The sequence below is a fragment of the Bacillus sp. JJ1532 genome, assembly GCF_036965085.1.
GTDB lineage: Bacteria > Bacillota > Bacilli > Bacillales > Cytobacillaceae > Cytobacillus.
Genome location: NZ_JBALOW010000028.1, coordinates 1 through 16728 on the forward strand (window position 1 = coordinate 1; position 16728 = coordinate 16728).

13 protein-coding genes, 2 tRNA genes and 1 pseudogene are annotated in these 16728 nt (G+C 36.1%); 11 read left to right on the forward strand and 5 right to left on the reverse strand.

The genetic code is table 11. From position 1 onward, the window contains the following. Window positions 1-115: 115 nt before the first annotated feature. The 8 genes and pseudogenes from V7122_RS11190 to V7122_RS11225 form a co-directional block, all read left to right on the forward strand. A pseudogene (locus V7122_RS11190) lies at window positions 116-417 on the forward strand (CoA-transferase); the annotation flags it as partial. A gap of 127 nt (window positions 418-544) precedes the next feature. Next, the gene (locus tag V7122_RS11195; protein WP_335526770.1) at window positions 545-1342 is read left to right on the forward strand and encodes a 3-hydroxybutyrate dehydrogenase; all 798 of its coding nucleotides are present in this window, start codon (window positions 545-547) and stop codon (window positions 1340-1342) included. 91 nt (window positions 1343-1433) lie between these two features. After that, on the forward strand, window positions 1434-2651 hold the full coding sequence (locus V7122_RS11200; RefSeq protein WP_335526771.1) for an ABC transporter substrate-binding protein: 1218 nt from the start codon (window positions 1434-1436) through the stop codon (window positions 2649-2651). Window positions 2652-2755: 104 nt separating this feature from the next. Then, on the forward strand, window positions 2756-3655 hold the full coding sequence (locus V7122_RS11205) for a branched-chain amino acid ABC transporter permease (protein ID WP_335354738.1): 900 nt from the start codon (window positions 2756-2758) through the stop codon (window positions 3653-3655). A gap of 1 nt (window position 3656) precedes the next feature. Then, window positions 3657-5471: a branched-chain amino acid ABC transporter ATP-binding protein/permease gene (locus V7122_RS11210; RefSeq protein WP_335526773.1), complete on the forward strand. Its 1815-nt coding sequence runs from the start codon at window positions 3657-3659 to the stop codon at window positions 5469-5471. Next, complete coding sequence (locus V7122_RS11215) at window positions 5443-6153, forward strand: ABC transporter ATP-binding protein (protein ID WP_335484638.1); 711 nt, start codon at window positions 5443-5445, stop codon at window positions 6151-6153. The genes V7122_RS11210 and V7122_RS11215 overlap by 29 nt, the downstream gene beginning before the upstream one ends. A 2096-nt stretch (window positions 6154-8249) precedes the next feature. Next, entirely contained in the window at window positions 8250-9356 is a 1107-nt protein-coding gene (locus V7122_RS11220; protein WP_335526776.1) for an ATP-binding protein, read from the forward strand. A 4-nt stretch (window positions 9357-9360) separates the two neighbouring features. Beyond that, window positions 9361-10293, forward strand: a complete 933-nt coding sequence (locus tag V7122_RS11225) for a response regulator (protein ID WP_335484642.1) — start codon at window positions 9361-9363, stop codon at window positions 10291-10293. Between the two features lie 153 nt (window positions 10294-10446). On the opposite strand, the gene V7122_RS11230 is transcribed toward V7122_RS11225, so the two are convergent. Together V7122_RS11230 and V7122_RS11235 are read right to left on the reverse strand one after the other, a co-directional pair. Continuing rightward, window positions 10447-11622: a M14 family zinc carboxypeptidase gene (locus V7122_RS11230; protein WP_335484644.1), complete on the reverse strand. Its 1176-nt coding sequence runs from the start codon at window positions 11620-11622 to the stop codon at window positions 10447-10449. 378 nt (window positions 11623-12000) lie between these two features. Then, window positions 12001-12097: transfer RNA gene (locus V7122_RS11235), tRNA-Sec, on the reverse strand. 104 nt (window positions 12098-12201) lie between these two features. On the opposite strand from V7122_RS11235, the gene V7122_RS11240 reads away from it, so the two are divergent. Then, complete coding sequence (locus V7122_RS11240; protein WP_335526785.1) at window positions 12202-12618, forward strand: tyrosine-type recombinase/integrase; 417 nt, start codon at window positions 12202-12204, stop codon at window positions 12616-12618. A gap of 106 nt (window positions 12619-12724) precedes the next feature. Here V7122_RS11240 and V7122_RS11245 read toward each other — a convergent pair. Both V7122_RS11245 and V7122_RS11250 read right to left on the reverse strand, forming a co-directional pair. Continuing rightward, window positions 12725-12797: transfer RNA gene (locus V7122_RS11245), tRNA-Ala, on the reverse strand. A gap of 62 nt (window positions 12798-12859) precedes the next feature. After that, window positions 12860-13555 (reverse strand): MgtC/SapB family protein, encoded by a 696-nt coding sequence (locus tag V7122_RS11250; protein ID WP_335526777.1) that lies wholly within the window; start codon window positions 13553-13555, stop codon window positions 12860-12862. A gap of 230 nt (window positions 13556-13785) precedes the next feature. Here V7122_RS11250 and V7122_RS11255 point away from each other — a divergent pair, with 230 nt between their 5' ends. Both V7122_RS11255 and V7122_RS11260 read left to right on the forward strand, forming a co-directional pair. Then, window positions 13786-14724 (forward strand): DMT family transporter, encoded by a 939-nt coding sequence (locus V7122_RS11255; protein WP_335526779.1) that lies wholly within the window; start codon window positions 13786-13788, stop codon window positions 14722-14724. A 10-nt stretch (window positions 14725-14734) separates the two neighbouring features. Continuing rightward, the gene (locus V7122_RS11260; RefSeq protein WP_335526780.1) at window positions 14735-15292 is read left to right on the forward strand and encodes a GNAT family N-acetyltransferase; all 558 of its coding nucleotides are present in this window, start codon (window positions 14735-14737) and stop codon (window positions 15290-15292) included. A gap of 574 nt (window positions 15293-15866) precedes the next feature. Here the strand turns inward: V7122_RS11260 and V7122_RS11265 are convergent. After that, a complete protein-coding gene (locus V7122_RS11265; protein WP_335526782.1) occupies window positions 15867-16268 on the reverse strand; it encodes a DUF488 domain-containing protein in 402 nt (133 codons plus the stop codon). Window positions 16269-16728: the final 460 nt, after the last annotated feature.

Below are 16728 nucleotides of genomic sequence, written 5' to 3' on the forward strand. Positions count from 1 at the left end.
AAATAAAGAAATGGGACATTTCAAGGTGTTCAGAGATCCTCCAGAAAAGTTGGCACGAATTTTGCTTTAAAAATAAATAGGTTGAAAAAGTAATAAAAGGAAGGAGAAAAGTGATATGAAGGTTATTCTTCCATTGATTAATGACGGTGATACATTACTCGTTGGGGGATCTGGACTAGTAGGTATACCTGAAAACTGAATCTTAGGGTTATATCGAAAGGGGGTTAAAGGTCTTACGATTATTTCTAATAATTGTGAGGTTGACGATTGGGGATTAATAAATCTATTGAAAAATAGACAAATCAACAAATGATTTCCTCCTATGTCGGCAAGAATTAGAAGGTTGAACGTCACTTAATGTCTTGTGGGCTAGAAGTAGAACTTGCACCTCAAGGTAGCTTAGCTGAACCCCTGAAGGATTAACATTTATTGAGGTAGTTGAAGGTTACACAGTTGCAGATATTCAAGCATGTACAAGACTGGAATTAATCATTCCAGCACAATTAAATTTATTGTTTAGCATTCCAATGGGGGGATTGTTGTTTTGAATCAAAATAAGGAAAAATCACTTGAAAATAAAGTTGTTTTCATAACGGGTGCGGCTAGTGGAATAGGTCTAGATTTAGCCCAAGCATTTGCTGAAGAAGGTGCAAGAGTAGTGATCAGTGATCTGAATGAAGAAGCAGTAAAAGAAACTGCCGGGTCCATGAAGAATGATGGATTAGAAGTCATGGGGATTGGATGTGATGTAACCAAAGAGCAAGAAATCATATCTGCATTAAATCATACCATTAATACATATGGAGGTATTGATATTCTAATAAACAATGCAGGGTTACAGCACATATCTGCCATTGAGGATTTTCCTGCTGATCGCTTTGAATTACTTCTTAAGGTGATGCTAACAGGTCCATTTATTGCTACAAAGCATGTTTTTCCTGTCATGAAAAAACAAGGATTTGGTCGAGTGATAAATATGTCCTCTATTAATGGTTTAGTTGGTTTTGCAGGGAAGGCTGCTTACAATAGTGCGAAGCATGGAGTGAACGGTTTGACGAAGGTTGCAGCATTAGAAGGGGCAGAATACGGAATCACCGTTAACGCCATTTGTCCTGGTTATGTAGACACTCCGCTTGTGCGAAATCAATTAACTGACTTAGCAAAGACAAGAAATGTAGAGTTAGAAAATGTACTTGAAGAAGTAATTTATCCGCTTGTACCACAGAAGCGCTTATTACATGTCAAAGAAATCTCTGATTACGTCGTTTTCTTAGCAAGTGAAAAAGCCAAAGGTATTACAGGACAGGCGATTGTTATTGATGGTGGCTACACAGTCCAATAAGAAAAAATATTAGTAAACGCTATTATTCTTTCATTACGCCGGTTTTATAAATGAGTTAACTTTAGGTTTATTAAAAGGGGAGGGAATTATTTTGAAAAAATCAAGTGCAATCTTTCTAGTGGCTTTTATGGTATTATTTACAGTTTTGACAGGATGTAGTCCAAAGGTAGAAGAAACAAAAACAAATTCCGCAGCTAGTAGTGATTCTGGTGCTTCTTCTTCAGGTGAGGAAACCTTTAACATAGGTTTAGCTATTTCTATGTCGGGTGGAACAGCTTTATTTGGTGAAGGAGTAAAAAGGGGTGTGGACCTAGCTGTTAAAGATTTTAACGATGCTGGCGGCTTTGAAGGAAAAAAAGCAAATGTAGTCCTATATGATGATGAAGCTAAACCAGAAAAGTCTGTCGAGATTGTTCAAAAATTAATTAGCCAAGATAAAATTGTAGCCTTAGTTGGACCTGCTAACTCTGGGAATGCCATGGCTCACATTCAATTTACTCAAGAGGCAAAAATTCCTGAAGTTGTACCAGTAGCTACAGGGACAAAAATCACACAAGAGTATAAAGATGCTGATAAAAACTATATTTTCCGCGTGTCTCCTCTTGATGGGGTTCAAGTGTCCGCTATTTTAAAAGAGCTTATCGATAAACAAGGCCTTACGAAACTTGGTGTCATCCATGATACGGAAGGGTACGGGCAAGGTGGAAGAGAAGATATTGTTAAGCAAATGAAGGAAACCTACAATTTGGAACCAACTGTTATTTCAGCCTTTGATCCAAAGGAATTAAATCTAGAGCCTTCTATTCGTGAAATGAATAATGCAGGGGTGGAAGCAGTTATCTTCTACGGGCTTGCACCACAGTCAGCAAAGTTGCTTGAAGCTCGTTTTAATGAAGGGTTGAATGCCCCTATTTACGCGACTTGGGCTACAGGTGACCCAACTGTTTTAAATCTAGTTGGAGATCTTGTGAAGGGTGATCTATTCTTTGTACAGTCATATACGATTGATCAAAATGAAGCAGCAAAAAAATTCCATGCAAGAGTAATGGATACGTATGGTGAAGACGTATTCCCTATTGCTACGGCACAAGGATATGACAGTGCAAAACTTATCTTAGATGCTATAAAAAAGGTTGGTTTAGATAGTGAAAAAATTCGTGATCAAATCGAATCCTTCACGGACTTTGAAGGTGTAACAGCAATTAAATCAGTACCTTTCACTAAGGATAACCATGAAGCATTTGGTATTGACGAAGTATTCATTGCCACATATAACGACGATTTACAAATTGTCGCAGCAGATAAATAGAGTCATCATATAAATCTTTTAACTGGTGTAAAGGGTAAGTCCATATGTGGATTTCCCTTTTCACCATTGCTTGTTATTAGTAGTATCACAAGGGGGCGTTTGCTTTGGAATTAACAGATATATTAAAAGCCATTATTAATGGGTTAGTGTATGGAAGTGTTTATGCGATAATTGCCCAAGGCTACTATATTACCTTTATTACGACTAAAACTATGAACTTTGGTCAAGGTGACTTCGTCATGCTTGGTTCACTAATAGGATTATCTACCTTTATGACAATAACTGCTTCGGGTGGGGGTGTTTGGATTGCCTTTATAGCATCATTACTATTGGTTATCGTCATACTGGGTATATCGGGTTGGGCATTGCAACAAGTCGCTATCCGTCCGTTAAAAAGTTGGCATTCCATTGGTTGGATTTTAAGTACTGTGGCCGTTGCTATGATTGTGAGAAACATAGCTATGCTTATCTGGGGAAGGGATGTTCTAATGGCCCCATCTCCATTTGGACGCGCTATTTTAGATTTAGGTATATTGAAAATCCGCTATCACGACATATTTGTACTCGTTAGTGCTGCAGTTATTATGTTTCTATTATACGTCTTCTTAAAGAAATCATTATTTGGAAAGGCGCTTGAAGCGGTTGCCTTTAATAGAGACGCTGCTTCATTAATGGGAATTAATCCACGATTAATGGCTTCCATTGCTTTTATCATTGCAGGGATTCTAGCTGGAGTAGGTGGAGTTTTAGTCGGGCCTATGGTACATCCAGGTGCATTTATTGGTCTTTTCCTGGGATTAAAAGCATTTGCAGTTGCAATTATTGGTGGTATCGAGAATCCACGAGGCATTTTTATCGGAGGACTTTTACTAGGTGTATTAGAAAACCTCTTTACTTTATTTAGTACATCCATGAAAGAAGCTGCTGCGTTCTTCTTAATTCTTGTCATTTTAGCAGTCCTTCCTCAGGGGTTATTTGGAAAACGAGTAAAGGAGAAATTCTAGTATGATAAAAGCAAAATGGTGGATTTATCAAATTGTGATCCCGCTCGTCCTCTTATATGCATTTCCCTGGTTTTTTAACAATGCTCATACTATTCATGTAGCCCAGACATTTTTAATTACTTACATTGTCATCGTAGGGTTAAATCTACTTGTGGGACTCTCCAATCAGCTTTCCTTGGGGCATGTAGGATTTTATGCGATAGGAGCATATTTATCTGCAATACTTACGATGAAAGTAGGATTGAATTTCTTCGTAAGTATTGTGATCTCAGCCTTAATAACTGCTGTATTTGGAGCAATTGTAGCTCTTTTATCCTTACGAGCGAAAGGTCCTTATCTGGCAATGGTAACAATTGCATTTGGAGAATTGATTAGTATTATTGCCAACCGCTGGGTAGATGTCACGGGCGGTCCTGCAGGAACCAAAACTTCGGTACCATCCTTTTTCGGTCTTGAGCTTGATCCAATTCAATATATGTGGTTTATTGGTCTTTTAGCTATCATATTTACAGCATTCGCAACGAATATCTTTAGAGGTCGTTTTGGAAGGACCTTTACTGCTTTTGGAAATAGTGAAGTTGCTTCAGAGGTACTAGGGATTAATGTTCGGAATTGGAAAATATTAGCCTTTGCTGTTTCTGCTTTTTTAGCAGGTGTAGGCGGGGGGCTGTTCGCTTTCCAAAATCAGTTTATAAGTAGTACAACTTTTGAATTGAATCTATCCATTATGTTCCTTATTGCGGTTATTATCGGAGGGTCAGGAACAAAGATAGGTCCTATTATAGGTACAGCGGTTATCGTTGGGTTACCGCAATTCCTTCATAACTTTGTAGATTATCACTTAATGATCTTTGGTGGAATATTATTACTCGCACTTATCCTTTTACCCGATGGTATCGTGGGTGCCTTCACCAATCTTTCTTACTTTAAAAAGTTTTCTAGTAAAAAAGCCAATACTGAATTAGGAATTTTACATGATGGTCGGAAGGCAACAATAGATTTACCTGAAGGGATTAATGGTAAGGTTTTAGAGCTTAAAAATATTTCTATGTATTTTGGTGGATTAAAAGCTATTGACGAAGTTGAAATAGAGGTTTTAGGTGGAACTGTTCACGGAATTATTGGCCCAAACGGTTCAGGTAAAAGCACTACAGTTAACGTCCTAAGTGGAGTCTATATGCCGACTGGTGGAAACATTCTTTGGAAAGGAAAGAACATTACAAGATATGCTCCTCATAGTATAGCACAAGAAGGAATTACAAGAACATTCCAAAACCTGCAGTTGTTTGAAGACATGAGCGTTTTACAAAACGTCATGGTTGGTTTTCATCGTCACTTCAAAACAGGATTCCTGAAAAACCTATTATATCTAGGTCAGGTATCTGATGAAGAGAAATACTATGCACAAAAAGCCTATGATCTACTACGAATTGTTGGCTTAGAAAAAAGAGCCCATGAAAAAGCGTCTGACTTACCATATGGAGAACAGCGATTGGTTGAAATAGCAAGGGGGTTAGCTTTAAAACCTGCATTACTTATTCTAGATGAACCGGCAGCAGGGGCTAGTCCAAAAGAGATTGTAAAAATCATGGATGTGATCCAACGTCTGAAGAAGGCAGGATTGTCTATTATTTTGGTTGAGCATCATATGGATATTGTCATGAATATTTGTGATTATATTACAGTGTTAGATTTCGGTATGAAAATTTGTGAGGGAAATCCTGAAACTATTCAAAACGATCCAAGGGTAATTGATGCATATCTTGGGGGAGAAGAGGTGAACCAGCTTGTTGCAGGTACAAAATCTGTCGGTTAATTATGGTCATGCATCCGCATTACACAATGTGTCAATGGAAGTAAATGAAGGTGAGATCGTTGCTGTTATTGGTCCCAATGGGGCTGGGAAAACTACACTCTTAAAAGCAATTACGGGGTTGATGAAGGCAAAGGAGGGTACTATCCTATATAAGGATAATGTGATTACAGGTACGCCTGCTCATAAAATTTTAGGGTATGGTATATCCCATGTCCCTCAAGGTCGTCAGGTTTTTGGTGATCAGTCGGTAGAGGATAATCTAATTCTTGGTGCATTTACGATTAAAAAAGAGAAACAAAAAATTCAAGAGCTTATCGAAAGAGAATACAAAAGATTTCCAAGATTAAAGGAGAGAAGAAGGCAGCACGCTGGTACATTGAGTGGTGGAGAGCAACAGATGCTAGCTGTATCCAGAGCGCTAATGTCTGATCCTGATTTTGTTATTCTTGATGAGCCATCCATGGGTTTATCACCTATATTTGTAAAACAGATATTCGACACTCTGTTAGAGTTGAAGAAATCTGGCAAGACGGTTGTGGTTGTCGAGCAATTAGCCATGGCTGCTTTAGCTATATCTGACCGTGCATATGTTTTACAAGCAGGTGAGGTGAAGTTACACGGAGAATCACGAGATTTACTAAGGGATGATAGCCTGGTAAAAACGTATTTAGGTTCAGCTTAAGCGAACTAACGGAAGTGTAAAATACGTTGTTATGTATTTCTATTAATAGGAGGAGTTAAATAACATCTAAAGTTATTTTAGCCTCTTCTATTTAGTTATTTTGGGACAAGGAATCCCCGTCCCTCCAAATAGAGGCTTTTTTACTAAGTTATCCGAAAGAGAAGGTTTATGTTTAATAACCTTCTGTAGTTACTTCTCTCTTTGATTGAATAATAAAAACCACTTCTGAGTTTATCAGAAGTGGCTTTATTTCAACGTTTTTTTCGGATGGAGAATAGGGGGCTAGAACCCCTGACCTCTACGCTGCTAGAGGAAAACCTATTGAGCAATTTAGTAAAATAAGTTCAAATAAAAATAATCAAGTCTAATAGATCAAGGTTTTTTAGATACATAAATGTAATCTAGACTAATTAAAAATAATTAAAAAAAATAAGTCTGTGCACACTTTCAATAAAGTTTTTGTACAAGTACCAAATATTTAAATTCTTATTTAAGAAAATTGCTAATAAATGGACTTAAACTATTGGGTTGATTGAGATTAACAAAGAAAAGCAGCTCTTTTTCTTGTCCCACTAACGTGATAGTTAAAATTAAGCCTAATTTCAGATGAAAATTAGGCTTAATTTTATTCTTCAATATATAATAAACTATTTATTTTAATTAGCTCACTTTTAATTAACTCTGCATAATTGTGTGAAGGAGGAATGAGGCATTTTGATCCTATATTTTTTTATTGCGAAATTTGGAAGCAGTCCCCCAATCAATTGGTAGAAAAGGGCGGTGAGGGTAATTCTGAAGAAATGATTTTGAAGGTAATTTCCATGATTGCTATAGGTATTTCATTAAATAAAATAGTCATCTACCCTACATCGCCAATATGTGGGTAGGAACACTTCTATTCTGAACTGGACGATAACACTTAATAAAACTTGATGACACTGTGATCCTCGATGACAGCCAATTTTTATATTATATAAATTTTATACTTAAGAGATAAACAAAATACTAACCAGTAATGTAATTAGGTTTTAATCTAATTACGTTTCTAAACTAATTTCATATTAGGCAATTAACTCAAGGTTCTATATGCAGAATTTAGACTTGTCATTATTATCACAAGAGTAAATAGCGGGTTTTTGATGCTAGTATATTTTACTAAACGGTTTTTCATGTGTTAAACTCTTTCCACTTCGTTTCAAGTACTACTCTGATGCTATTAATGACCTTTTGTGTTTGGATGCTCTTTTGCTAAACACTCCGTTACTCTCTAGCTCATCTATAATATAGAAGGCAAAACGAGGATTTCCATTACTACATATACAAATTGTGTTTATAATATTGGTGTTTAATGTTAACAAGCTCCAGTACGACAGGTCATAAGCTTGTATTCTCTTTTTCAAATTCTCCTTAATTTAAATAACGTAAAAACCTGAACGATTAATCACCCAACTTTAAGGAGCATTTATAACTAATATTTTTTAAAACTTATGTCTCCACTAGCGTTGTGTTAATAAAGTTTCAATATTATAACAAAGGGTTGAACACCAAACTTACTCAAACAGTTTCTATTCCAGGGGCGAGCCACATTAAAAAGCCATGTCTAACAAACTGTTTGCGTCACTACAATTATGGTCCGAGAAGAACTGTTTTCATGCATGGGTTGGGAGTGCAAAATCATGATAATTTCTATTTAAAAGTTCCAAAACTAAACGCGTGTAGTAGCTTGTCAGGATCCTATTCATAACCATTTAATAATCTTGGCATCGTATGACCTTCCTCCCACTTCATTAAAGACTAACGCAATACAAACTAGTCGGAATAGACTGTTTTTTCTGTAAATTCTAGCTTTAATTCACATCGATATATATAATTACTTTTATAAAGTTCAGGATGTGGATGGTTTGAATTTTTTACTCAACAAAAGAGATCCTTATATTTTTATTTTGATGTTGATATTGGTTCCTTTGGCGGGTCAATTATTTTTTTATCCTTTCAATGATTCGTTTCGGATTAGTTTTGGTACACCGACATTTTTCTTTTCTTTATTACTTCTACGAAAAATACCGTCTGTTCTCTCTGGTTTCATAGTAGGAATCATGGTTGTATTATTTCGAATCCTATTAGACCTGATTATTTACGGTAAGGTGTTTACGGACTCTTTTATTGCTCATTATCCCACTTTTTTTTATTATCTAACTTTTGCCTGTCTTTTCTATGCCATAAAAATGAATCGCTTACATCATCGTCCAGTGCTAATGGGGATTTTGGGTATTATCATTGAAATATCATCAAGCATTGCGGAAATCACTTTTCAATACATTGCATTCGACGCTTATACTTCTCTTTCCGGTATATATAAAATAATCGTGATTGCCATTTTTCGCAGCTATTTTACGATAGGATTTTTCAATCTCCTGAAATTATATAACACCAAACTGACAGTTAAGCAAACACGCCAACAAAATGCTCATCTTCTCATGATTATCTCAAGCTTATATGAAGAAACAATCCACTTAAAGAAAACATTAAAAAACAGTGAAAAAATAACACAGGATTCCTATTTTTTATATCAAAAACTAATGGAGTTTGAAGAGCAAAAGGAGTCACTGCCAATTCAATGTCTGGCCGCCAAAACATTAAAAATTGTCGGAGAGATACACGAAATAAAAAAGGATAACCAGCGAATTTATGCTGGACTTTCCAAATTAATATCGGATGAAAGCTTTAGCGAATACATGACCATATATGAACTCCTTGATCTTATTATACGAGCTAATAAAAATTATGCACTTTCCTTAGGAAAAGAGATTGAGTTTAAACAAGTGATTATCGGGGCTCATCCGGATTATCATATTTTTAAAATTCTATCGATCCTTAATAACTTAGTAATGAACTCTATTGAAGCCATAAAACAATTAGGAGTTGTGAAGATTTCTGTTTCCAAACATAATAATTGGGTTCATTTTCAAATAAGTGATAACGGTCCTGGCATCCCAAATAAACGAAAGAATTTAATTTTTGAACCTGGATTCACTTCAAAATTTGAAAGAGATGGAAGTTCATCAACAGGGATAGGACTGTCATATGTACAAAGAATCGTTGAGGAACTTGAAGGCAAGATCCTTTTGAAAAGTGAACCAGAAGTAGATGGTACGATCTTCACTATAAAATTACCAGTTAATTATTTGGTCAAGGAAGAGTGATGTTATGTTCTTTTACATAGTAGATGATGACATTGTCATTCGATCCATGTTAATGGAAATAATTGAAGACGAAGATCTTGGGGTTATCGCAGGTGAAGCGGAGGACGGTACACTCATAGATGGAAATCTATTAACCTTAAAGAAAACAGATATTTTGCTTATTGATCTTTTAATGCCAAAAAGAGATGGGCTGCAAACAATCCGCAATATTAAACCTGAATTTAAAGGGAAAATTATTATGATTTCACTGGTAGAGTCAAAAGAGTTAGTAAGTAAAGGATACTCCCTTGGTATTGAGTATTACATAACGAAACCTATTAACAAGATTGAAGTTATATCTGTAATAAAAAAAGTGAGCGAACGGATCCGTTTGGAGAAGTCTATATTAAACATCCATCAATCATTGAGTAATATAATTGCGCTGGATCAAATTTTTGTACATGAGCAAGCGGCTTCATTGGTACCAACCATAATAGATTCTGGTCAGATTCTTTTATCTGATTTAGGAATTATGGGTGAAAGCGGATATCGAGACCTATTAAATATATTAGAGTATTTATTCCAATGCGAACGGACTGAGACATTTACGAATGGTTTCCCGCGACTAAAGGATATATTTTTACAATTGGCTCAAAAAAAGCTTGGAAACTCCGTAAGCCAAAGTGAAGTAATGAGAGAAATGAAAGCTTCGAAACAACGTGTTAGAAGGACAATTTATCAATCGTTAAATCATCTATCATCACTTGGACTGGATGATTACTCCAATCCAATCTTCGAAAATTATGCTCCTAAACTATTTGAGTTTAAGACTGTAAGGGATAGAATGGCTGAATTAAAAAAAGAGCAAGCACTTTCAAACACTCTAGTTCGCATAAATGCAAAAAAGTTTATCCAAACCCTATATTTTGAAGCAAAACGGCTAATGTCCGAGCATTGATAATGAATACCTCTGTTTGACTTCTTTAATTTTTTTTTACTAAGTCAAGTTTTTTGAAACACCTCCGAGTTTTCGGAGGTGTTTCCTTATACCATTTTCCGTCTAATTGCTTAGCAGTCCTGAGCTTTGATGGAGACACAGAATCAAAATGACCTACCAGTACTTTGGTAAATTGTAGAAATCATTACCGTTAAGCCTGTCTACCGATCCATCAGCCATGCCATTGGCGATACCGTACAGCCCGTTCTTTACTGCTTTAGTTAGCATTCCCTTCTGTTTCTGGCCCCAGTTATGCTGCTGTCCACGAACTTCGAACAGAACTGTTGCAGTACCGTTGAGAGCAAAAGATGATCTGGCCTGACCAGGCAAGTCTCGATCAGATGGATGGAAATAGCGGCTGGCTCCACCCCAGAATGGGGAAGTTTCGGCATTACCATTTCCAGCGTGATCTTCCATGCCAAGCGCTGCCGCTAGTGCGTATCGTCTGGACTTCTCCTGGTCGAGTTGTGTATATTGTTGATATTTAGAATTGTTTTCAGGACCAAGCGGCGGATAGTCTAATGAAACTGTAACATATTGATCACTACCCTCATTTTTGTTACATGCTCCCATGTGATGTAAATCAACGTACGCCTCAACTTCACCAAATTCTTTTTTCAAATTAACATAAAGGTTACGAAGAACACGGGACTCGTTCGTTAAGAAAAATCCAGGTTGGCTTCCATCTTTAGTCATATCTTCGGCACGAGGTTCATAGTTTAGGTCAGGGTTAAAATCGCGGTTAACATCGAAACCGCCTCTAGATGCAGTGTAGTACCAAGCTTGCTTGGCATCTTTAAGCTGTGGAAAAGTGTTTACGACTTCTTCCCATGGGAAAACGTTTTGACGTTGGTTCAATTCTGCTCCATCTGGATTAAACTTTGGCACAGCAACGATAGTTACGTTGTTCCGAATCGCCTGAATTTCGGGATTATTGCCGGATCCCAGCTCCTTTAACATTTGCAACAAAGCTTCAGTACCAGTTTTCTCATTACCATGAATTTCGCTGGTAACAAGCATGACACGATCGCCGGTTCCAACACGGGCTGCATATATGTCCTTGCCGAGGCGCGATTGCCCAATAACATCCAATTCCACACGTCCAAAACTTGTTTGTTCAATTTGGTGAAGCCTTTTTACCATTTGTTCGTAGTTAACCCAACCATTGACAGATGGATCGGTAAGATTACTACAATCAGCGTTACCATTTTGAGCATTTGAGCCTAGTGGAAATTGGGTAATCAGCAGGACTAGAGCAACGAACAAAAAACTGAGCTTACGAATAGGCATCTTTTATCCTCCTTTAAAATAATTGATTACAATCTTTATTTTAAAGATGGACTACAGGAATATACAGAAAGATACAAATATACTAAATATATATAATTATTTATTAAATTAATTTAAAAGTTGAAAACTTAATATCTTAACGACTTTCCACTCCAAGGGGTTGCCCCCTCTTCTTCAACGAATAACCGGCTGGATACCAACTTTCTTCTTTTCTCTTACTTTGTACTGCCATAAAAAAACCCCTTCGCTTTGCTGAGGGTCCCAACAAAGCAAAAGAGGCTCCAAGTCTATTTGATAGTACCCTAAACAGTCAATAGGTAAAACGGTTCTTTCTAATCAAATTATTCCAAACGTTCAAAAACGTTGATACAATACTTTTGGTGGGACTGCCTGGGAATCGAACCCAGCTAACCTGGCACGCAAGTCACAAGCGATTTTGAAGACCGAGGGGGACACCAGTACCCCAATCAGCCCCATTTATCAAGGGACTACAACGGTTTTCCCACAATTACACCAACGGTCTAGTCTATAGCTTTCTATATTTGTAAGGTCATTAGCCAGAACTAAAGAAAGAGGATTATTTTTAAAGATGTAAAGACTTCGAAATCTAAACGGCAAGTATCAATTACATCATATTTAATCAACAAATTACAATTACATAGAGATAGACAAAAAGAAAAATACGGGAAGGTAATAATTCACCAAGATATAGTGTTCTGTTCATTGGAAGGCACTTTTAAAGATCCAAGAAATCTATTGAGGGATTTTAACCGTCTAATTGTTGAAGCAGGTCTTCCCAAGATTACAATTCATGATTTACGACACCTACATGCGACACAATTAATGATTGATGGAGTAAACCCAAAAGTAGTTCAAGAAAGGCTAGGACATTCAAGGGTTTCAATTACTTTAGATTTGTATTCACATGTTAACGAAGATCTTCAAGTAGAAGCAGCTCAGCGCTTTGAAAAGAATTTTTTTATACATGATAAATAACTTTAGTTAACTAAAGGTGCACACTTTGTGCACACTTATAATATAATTTCCGTTGTTGATAAAAGATAAAAAAGAAAAACCCTTGCTGCACAAGGGTTTCCGGTTATGGAGAATAGGGGGCTCGAACCCCTGACCTCTACGCTGCCAGCGTAGCGCTCTCCCAGCTGAGCTAATTCCCCGATTGAATGGTACAAGAAAAATTATATCTGCAATCGGGGTTTTTGGCAAGAGGTAATTTTGTCTACTGCAAACTTTCAATCTCAACACTCCGTACTCCGCTTAGTTGAGAGACACTGTAATAAACATCTGTAATACTCTTCTTTTTATCGACTGTAACGATCAGCTGAACAAGGTGCTTTCCATCTTCTAGGTCTTTAATACGAACACGTTTGATTGAAATTTTTAATTCTTTGATGGCTGAAAGGATATCGGCAATGTTTTCTTTATCGATCACCTTAAGCCGGAGGGTGATTTCCTTTTCTCTTAATTGCCTAGGTCCCAAAAGAGCCATAAAAAAAGGAATGACTTCAACACTGATGATGAGCAGCGCGACTCCTGCCATTGCCTCAAGATAGAAGCCTGCACCTACCGCAATTCCAATCCCGGCTGCTCCCCATATTAATGCCGCGGTTGTTAAACCGGATATACTATCGTTTCCCCTTCTTAAAATAACACCCGCACCTAGAAACCCAATGCCAGATACGATTTGGGCCGCCAGACGCAGTGGATCCATTTGAATATTAACGCCTTCCTTTCCGGGAAATATGTAGGCGGATTCAATGGATACGATTGTTAATAGGCAGCTCACAATGGAAATAACGAGACTCGTTTTAAGGCCGACTGGTTTTCTTTTTAATTCTCGCTCAATTCCGATAACCAGCCCAAGAACGGCAGATATTCCCAGTTTCATTAATATTTCTAATTCTAATTCACTCATAATATCCCTACTTCCTAGTTAATTTTTGATGAAAAGGGATAAAAGCTGGTGCGGCTCCATTTCTGAATGTACTTAGTTCTTTTAACATCAATTTTTTGTTAAAAATGATATACCCATTAAATAACTTCCTAAAACTTTCTAATGAATAATATATTAAAATAATAGATAAAGTATTACTTTAGATGTATGATAAGGTGTGCTGAATATTATTGAATTAAGGAGTTGCATCTATGTCAGACATCAAAATAAATCCTTATGTGGCCCTTGCTATCGGCGTATTGTCGGTCTCTACTTCTGCTATTCTTGTAAAAGTTTCATCGGCTCCTTCTGGGGTTATCGCTTTTTACCGCTTACTATTTACGGTTTTATTTATGTTGCCTATTTTTCTAATAAAGTATGTTCCAGAACTTCGTCTTATTACAAGGCGGGATTGGTTATTTTCTATAATCGCTGGTGTATTCCTGGCCTTTCATTTTATTCTTTGGTTTGAATCATTAAATTACACGTCAGTTGCCAGCTCAACAGTATTAGTAACACTTCAGCCATTATTTGCTTTTGTAGGAACATATTTTTTCTTTAAGGAAAAGTTTTCTCTGAAAGCAATAATAAGCAGTGTTATTGCTGTATTGGGGAGTGTAGTAATCAGCTGGGGAGATTTTAAAATTAGCGGATCTGCTTTATTTGGCGATATTTTAGCCTTGATTGCTTGTGCATTAATTACAGCAAATCTATTATTTGGTCAAGACGTTAGAAAAAGACTGTCGCTTGTAACCTATACCTTTATTGTATATAGCATTAGTACTATTACATTGTTTTTCTATGTAATCATCAAACAGGAACCATTATTACCATACCCGACAAGTGATTGGGTTTATTTTATCCTACTCGCGCTTTTTCCAACACTAATGGGTCATACGATATTTAACTGGTCTTTAAAATGGCTGAGCACCTCTACTATTTCTATGGCCATTTTATTCGAACCAGTAGGTGCGGCTCTTTTAGCGTATTATCTATTACAAGAATCTGTTAGCTGGTCTCAAATTATTGGAGGCTGCATTATTATTATTGGGGTTTCATTATTTTTATTAGATGAACGAGGATTTAACTTAAAGGAATTAAAGAAAAAAACGTCTCTTAAAAGTACACTGAAAGAAAATGTACGAAATTAAGGAGAAAAAAATGGGGTTTAATAAAGCTTTTACAAATTTTCCGAAATTGGAAACGGAAAGAGTTATATTACGAAAGCTTCAAATGAATGATGCTCCAGCCATGTTTAGGTATTTTTCAAAGGATGAAGTCACTAAGTTTTATGATCTCACTACTTTTAGATCTGAAAAACAAGCCGAAGATTTAATTGAAAGTTTATTGTTCAAATACGAAAATAGAGAACAAATTCGTTGGGCCATTGTTTTGAAAGAAACAGGACAGTTCATTGGCACATGTGGCTTCCACGAAATTGAGGAGGAACATTTGAAAGCAGAAGTTGGATATGAACTCCATCCTGATTTTTGGCGAAAAGGGATTATGACAGAGGTAATTAATGCTGTCGTTCAATACGGATTGATAGAAATCGGATTAAATCGGATAGAGGCCATTTATGATCGAAGAAATATATCATCAGCGAAAGTATTAGAGAAGAACGGCTTTGAATTTGAAGGACTCTTAAAGAAAAGGTTTTTTAAAAAAGGGCAGTTTGTAGACGGAGCTATTGCCGCAATATTAAAAGAAGATGAGTAGACTAACCCCCAAAATTTTTGGGGGGATTTTTTTTGTCTAAACAAATAAATAAGTCAATGCAGAAAAAAGAAAACCGCTAGTGACTGAAAAAATAAATGTTCCTCCATAGATTTTACCTTCTGAATTGGCAATTTTTATGCCCTCTATATATGAATAAGAGAAAAGGTAGATTGCCATGAAAAAGGATAAGTATAGGGCGATATTTTCCAGTATGATTCACACCTTTCCATATAATAGAGATAATAAATTATATGAAAGGGATTTATTTTATATGAATAGCCGAGTCTTTCTAAAGTAAGGTATTGTAGTTGTGTATAACTATATCCAAAACCAATTAGTTTGTGGATATGGTTGATTAATCCACCCACGAACTGTGGATGGAAGTGGTGATTATAAACATAATGTTTGTTTTATTTGTGAATAATCCTGTGGACATGTGGAGGAATCCAAGTTCAAAAAGGAAGCCCCAAGGAAAAACGCCTACTTATGAAGGGTCCATAGTGATCGAAAAAGACACCCCGAGGTAAAAACGCGCACTAAGGCGGGTTCATAGTGAACGGAAAGGACTTCAACTTCATTTTGATTTATCATTAATCGTCTGATCATTTTCAGCGTTTTTATTCAGGAGAATTTCATCTCTCAATACAATGGCATTATTATAAAAATTATTTTTTGCAGCATATAAAAGCGTAATATTATGATCAAGGTTTAGTTTGATTATTTGTTTTACTTCATTTTTTATTAAATCGCTAGTTCGTAGTTCCTCCAAATACCTTTCTCGAAATTCGTCAAAGTGCTCTTTATTATGAGCATACTTTTTCCTCAGCTCATTGCTTGGCGCCAAATCTTTGGCCCAGCAATATAATTTCGCCTTTTCTTTGGAGATTCCGCGTGGCCACAGGCGATCGACTAGGATCCGATAGCCATCGTTTTCTTCATAAGGATCATAAATCCTTTTGATAAAAATATTAGACATAATTCACACCTAATTTCTTTTCGATTTTATGAAAGGACTGTTTGCCTCAAATTGTATAAGAAGAAAATTTGTTTTGCCAATTTCAGAAACGCTTATTGCATATTAAAACAGGAATCGAGATCCAAAAAGGAAGGGATAATATTAAATTGTTGTTTCTATATGAAGAACATTTAATGACAATGTTATAAACGATGGAATTTAAAAGAACAAATAATTAATTTTAAATTAGAAAATAGTAATGAGGAGTGACCAAATAAAAAAATAAAAAAATTATATTGCAAACACTTTTCAATCATGTTATATTAGAACTCGTCCTCAGGAAAATAACTTAAACAACCAAAAAAGTTTTTCAAAAAAAGTTATTGACTTTTAATAAGTGAATGTGTTAAATTAATAAAGTCGCTTCTGAGCGAAAAGATAGTTCTTTGAAAACTGAACGAACAAAAACGTCAACGTTTTA

Coding starts and splice junctions, on each gene's coding strand:
- V7122_RS11210 (WP_335526773.1), top strand. CDS start 3,657: ATGATAAAAGCAAAATGGTGGATTTATCAAATTGTGATCCCGCTCGTC.
- V7122_RS11220 (WP_335526776.1), top strand. CDS start 8,250: ATGGTTGTATTATTTCGAATCCTATTAGACCTGATTATTTACGGTAAG.
- V7122_RS11225 (WP_335484642.1), top strand. CDS start 9,361: ATGTTCTTTTACATAGTAGATGATGACATTGTCATTCGATCCATGTTA.
- V7122_RS11230 (WP_335484644.1), bottom strand. CDS start 11,622: ATGCCTATTCGTAAGCTCAGTTTTTTGTTCGTTGCTCTAGTCCTGCTG.
- V7122_RS11250 (WP_335526777.1), bottom strand. CDS start 13,555: ATGAGTGAATTAGAATTAGAAATATTAATGAAACTGGGAATATCTGCC.
- V7122_RS11255 (WP_335526779.1), top strand. CDS start 13,786: ATGTCAGACATCAAAATAAATCCTTATGTGGCCCTTGCTATCGGCGTA.
- V7122_RS11260 (WP_335526780.1), top strand. CDS start 14,735: ATGGGGTTTAATAAAGCTTTTACAAATTTTCCGAAATTGGAAACGGAA.
- V7122_RS11265 (WP_335526782.1), bottom strand. CDS start 16,268: ATGTCTAATATTTTTATCAAAAGGATTTATGATCCTTATGAAGAAAAC.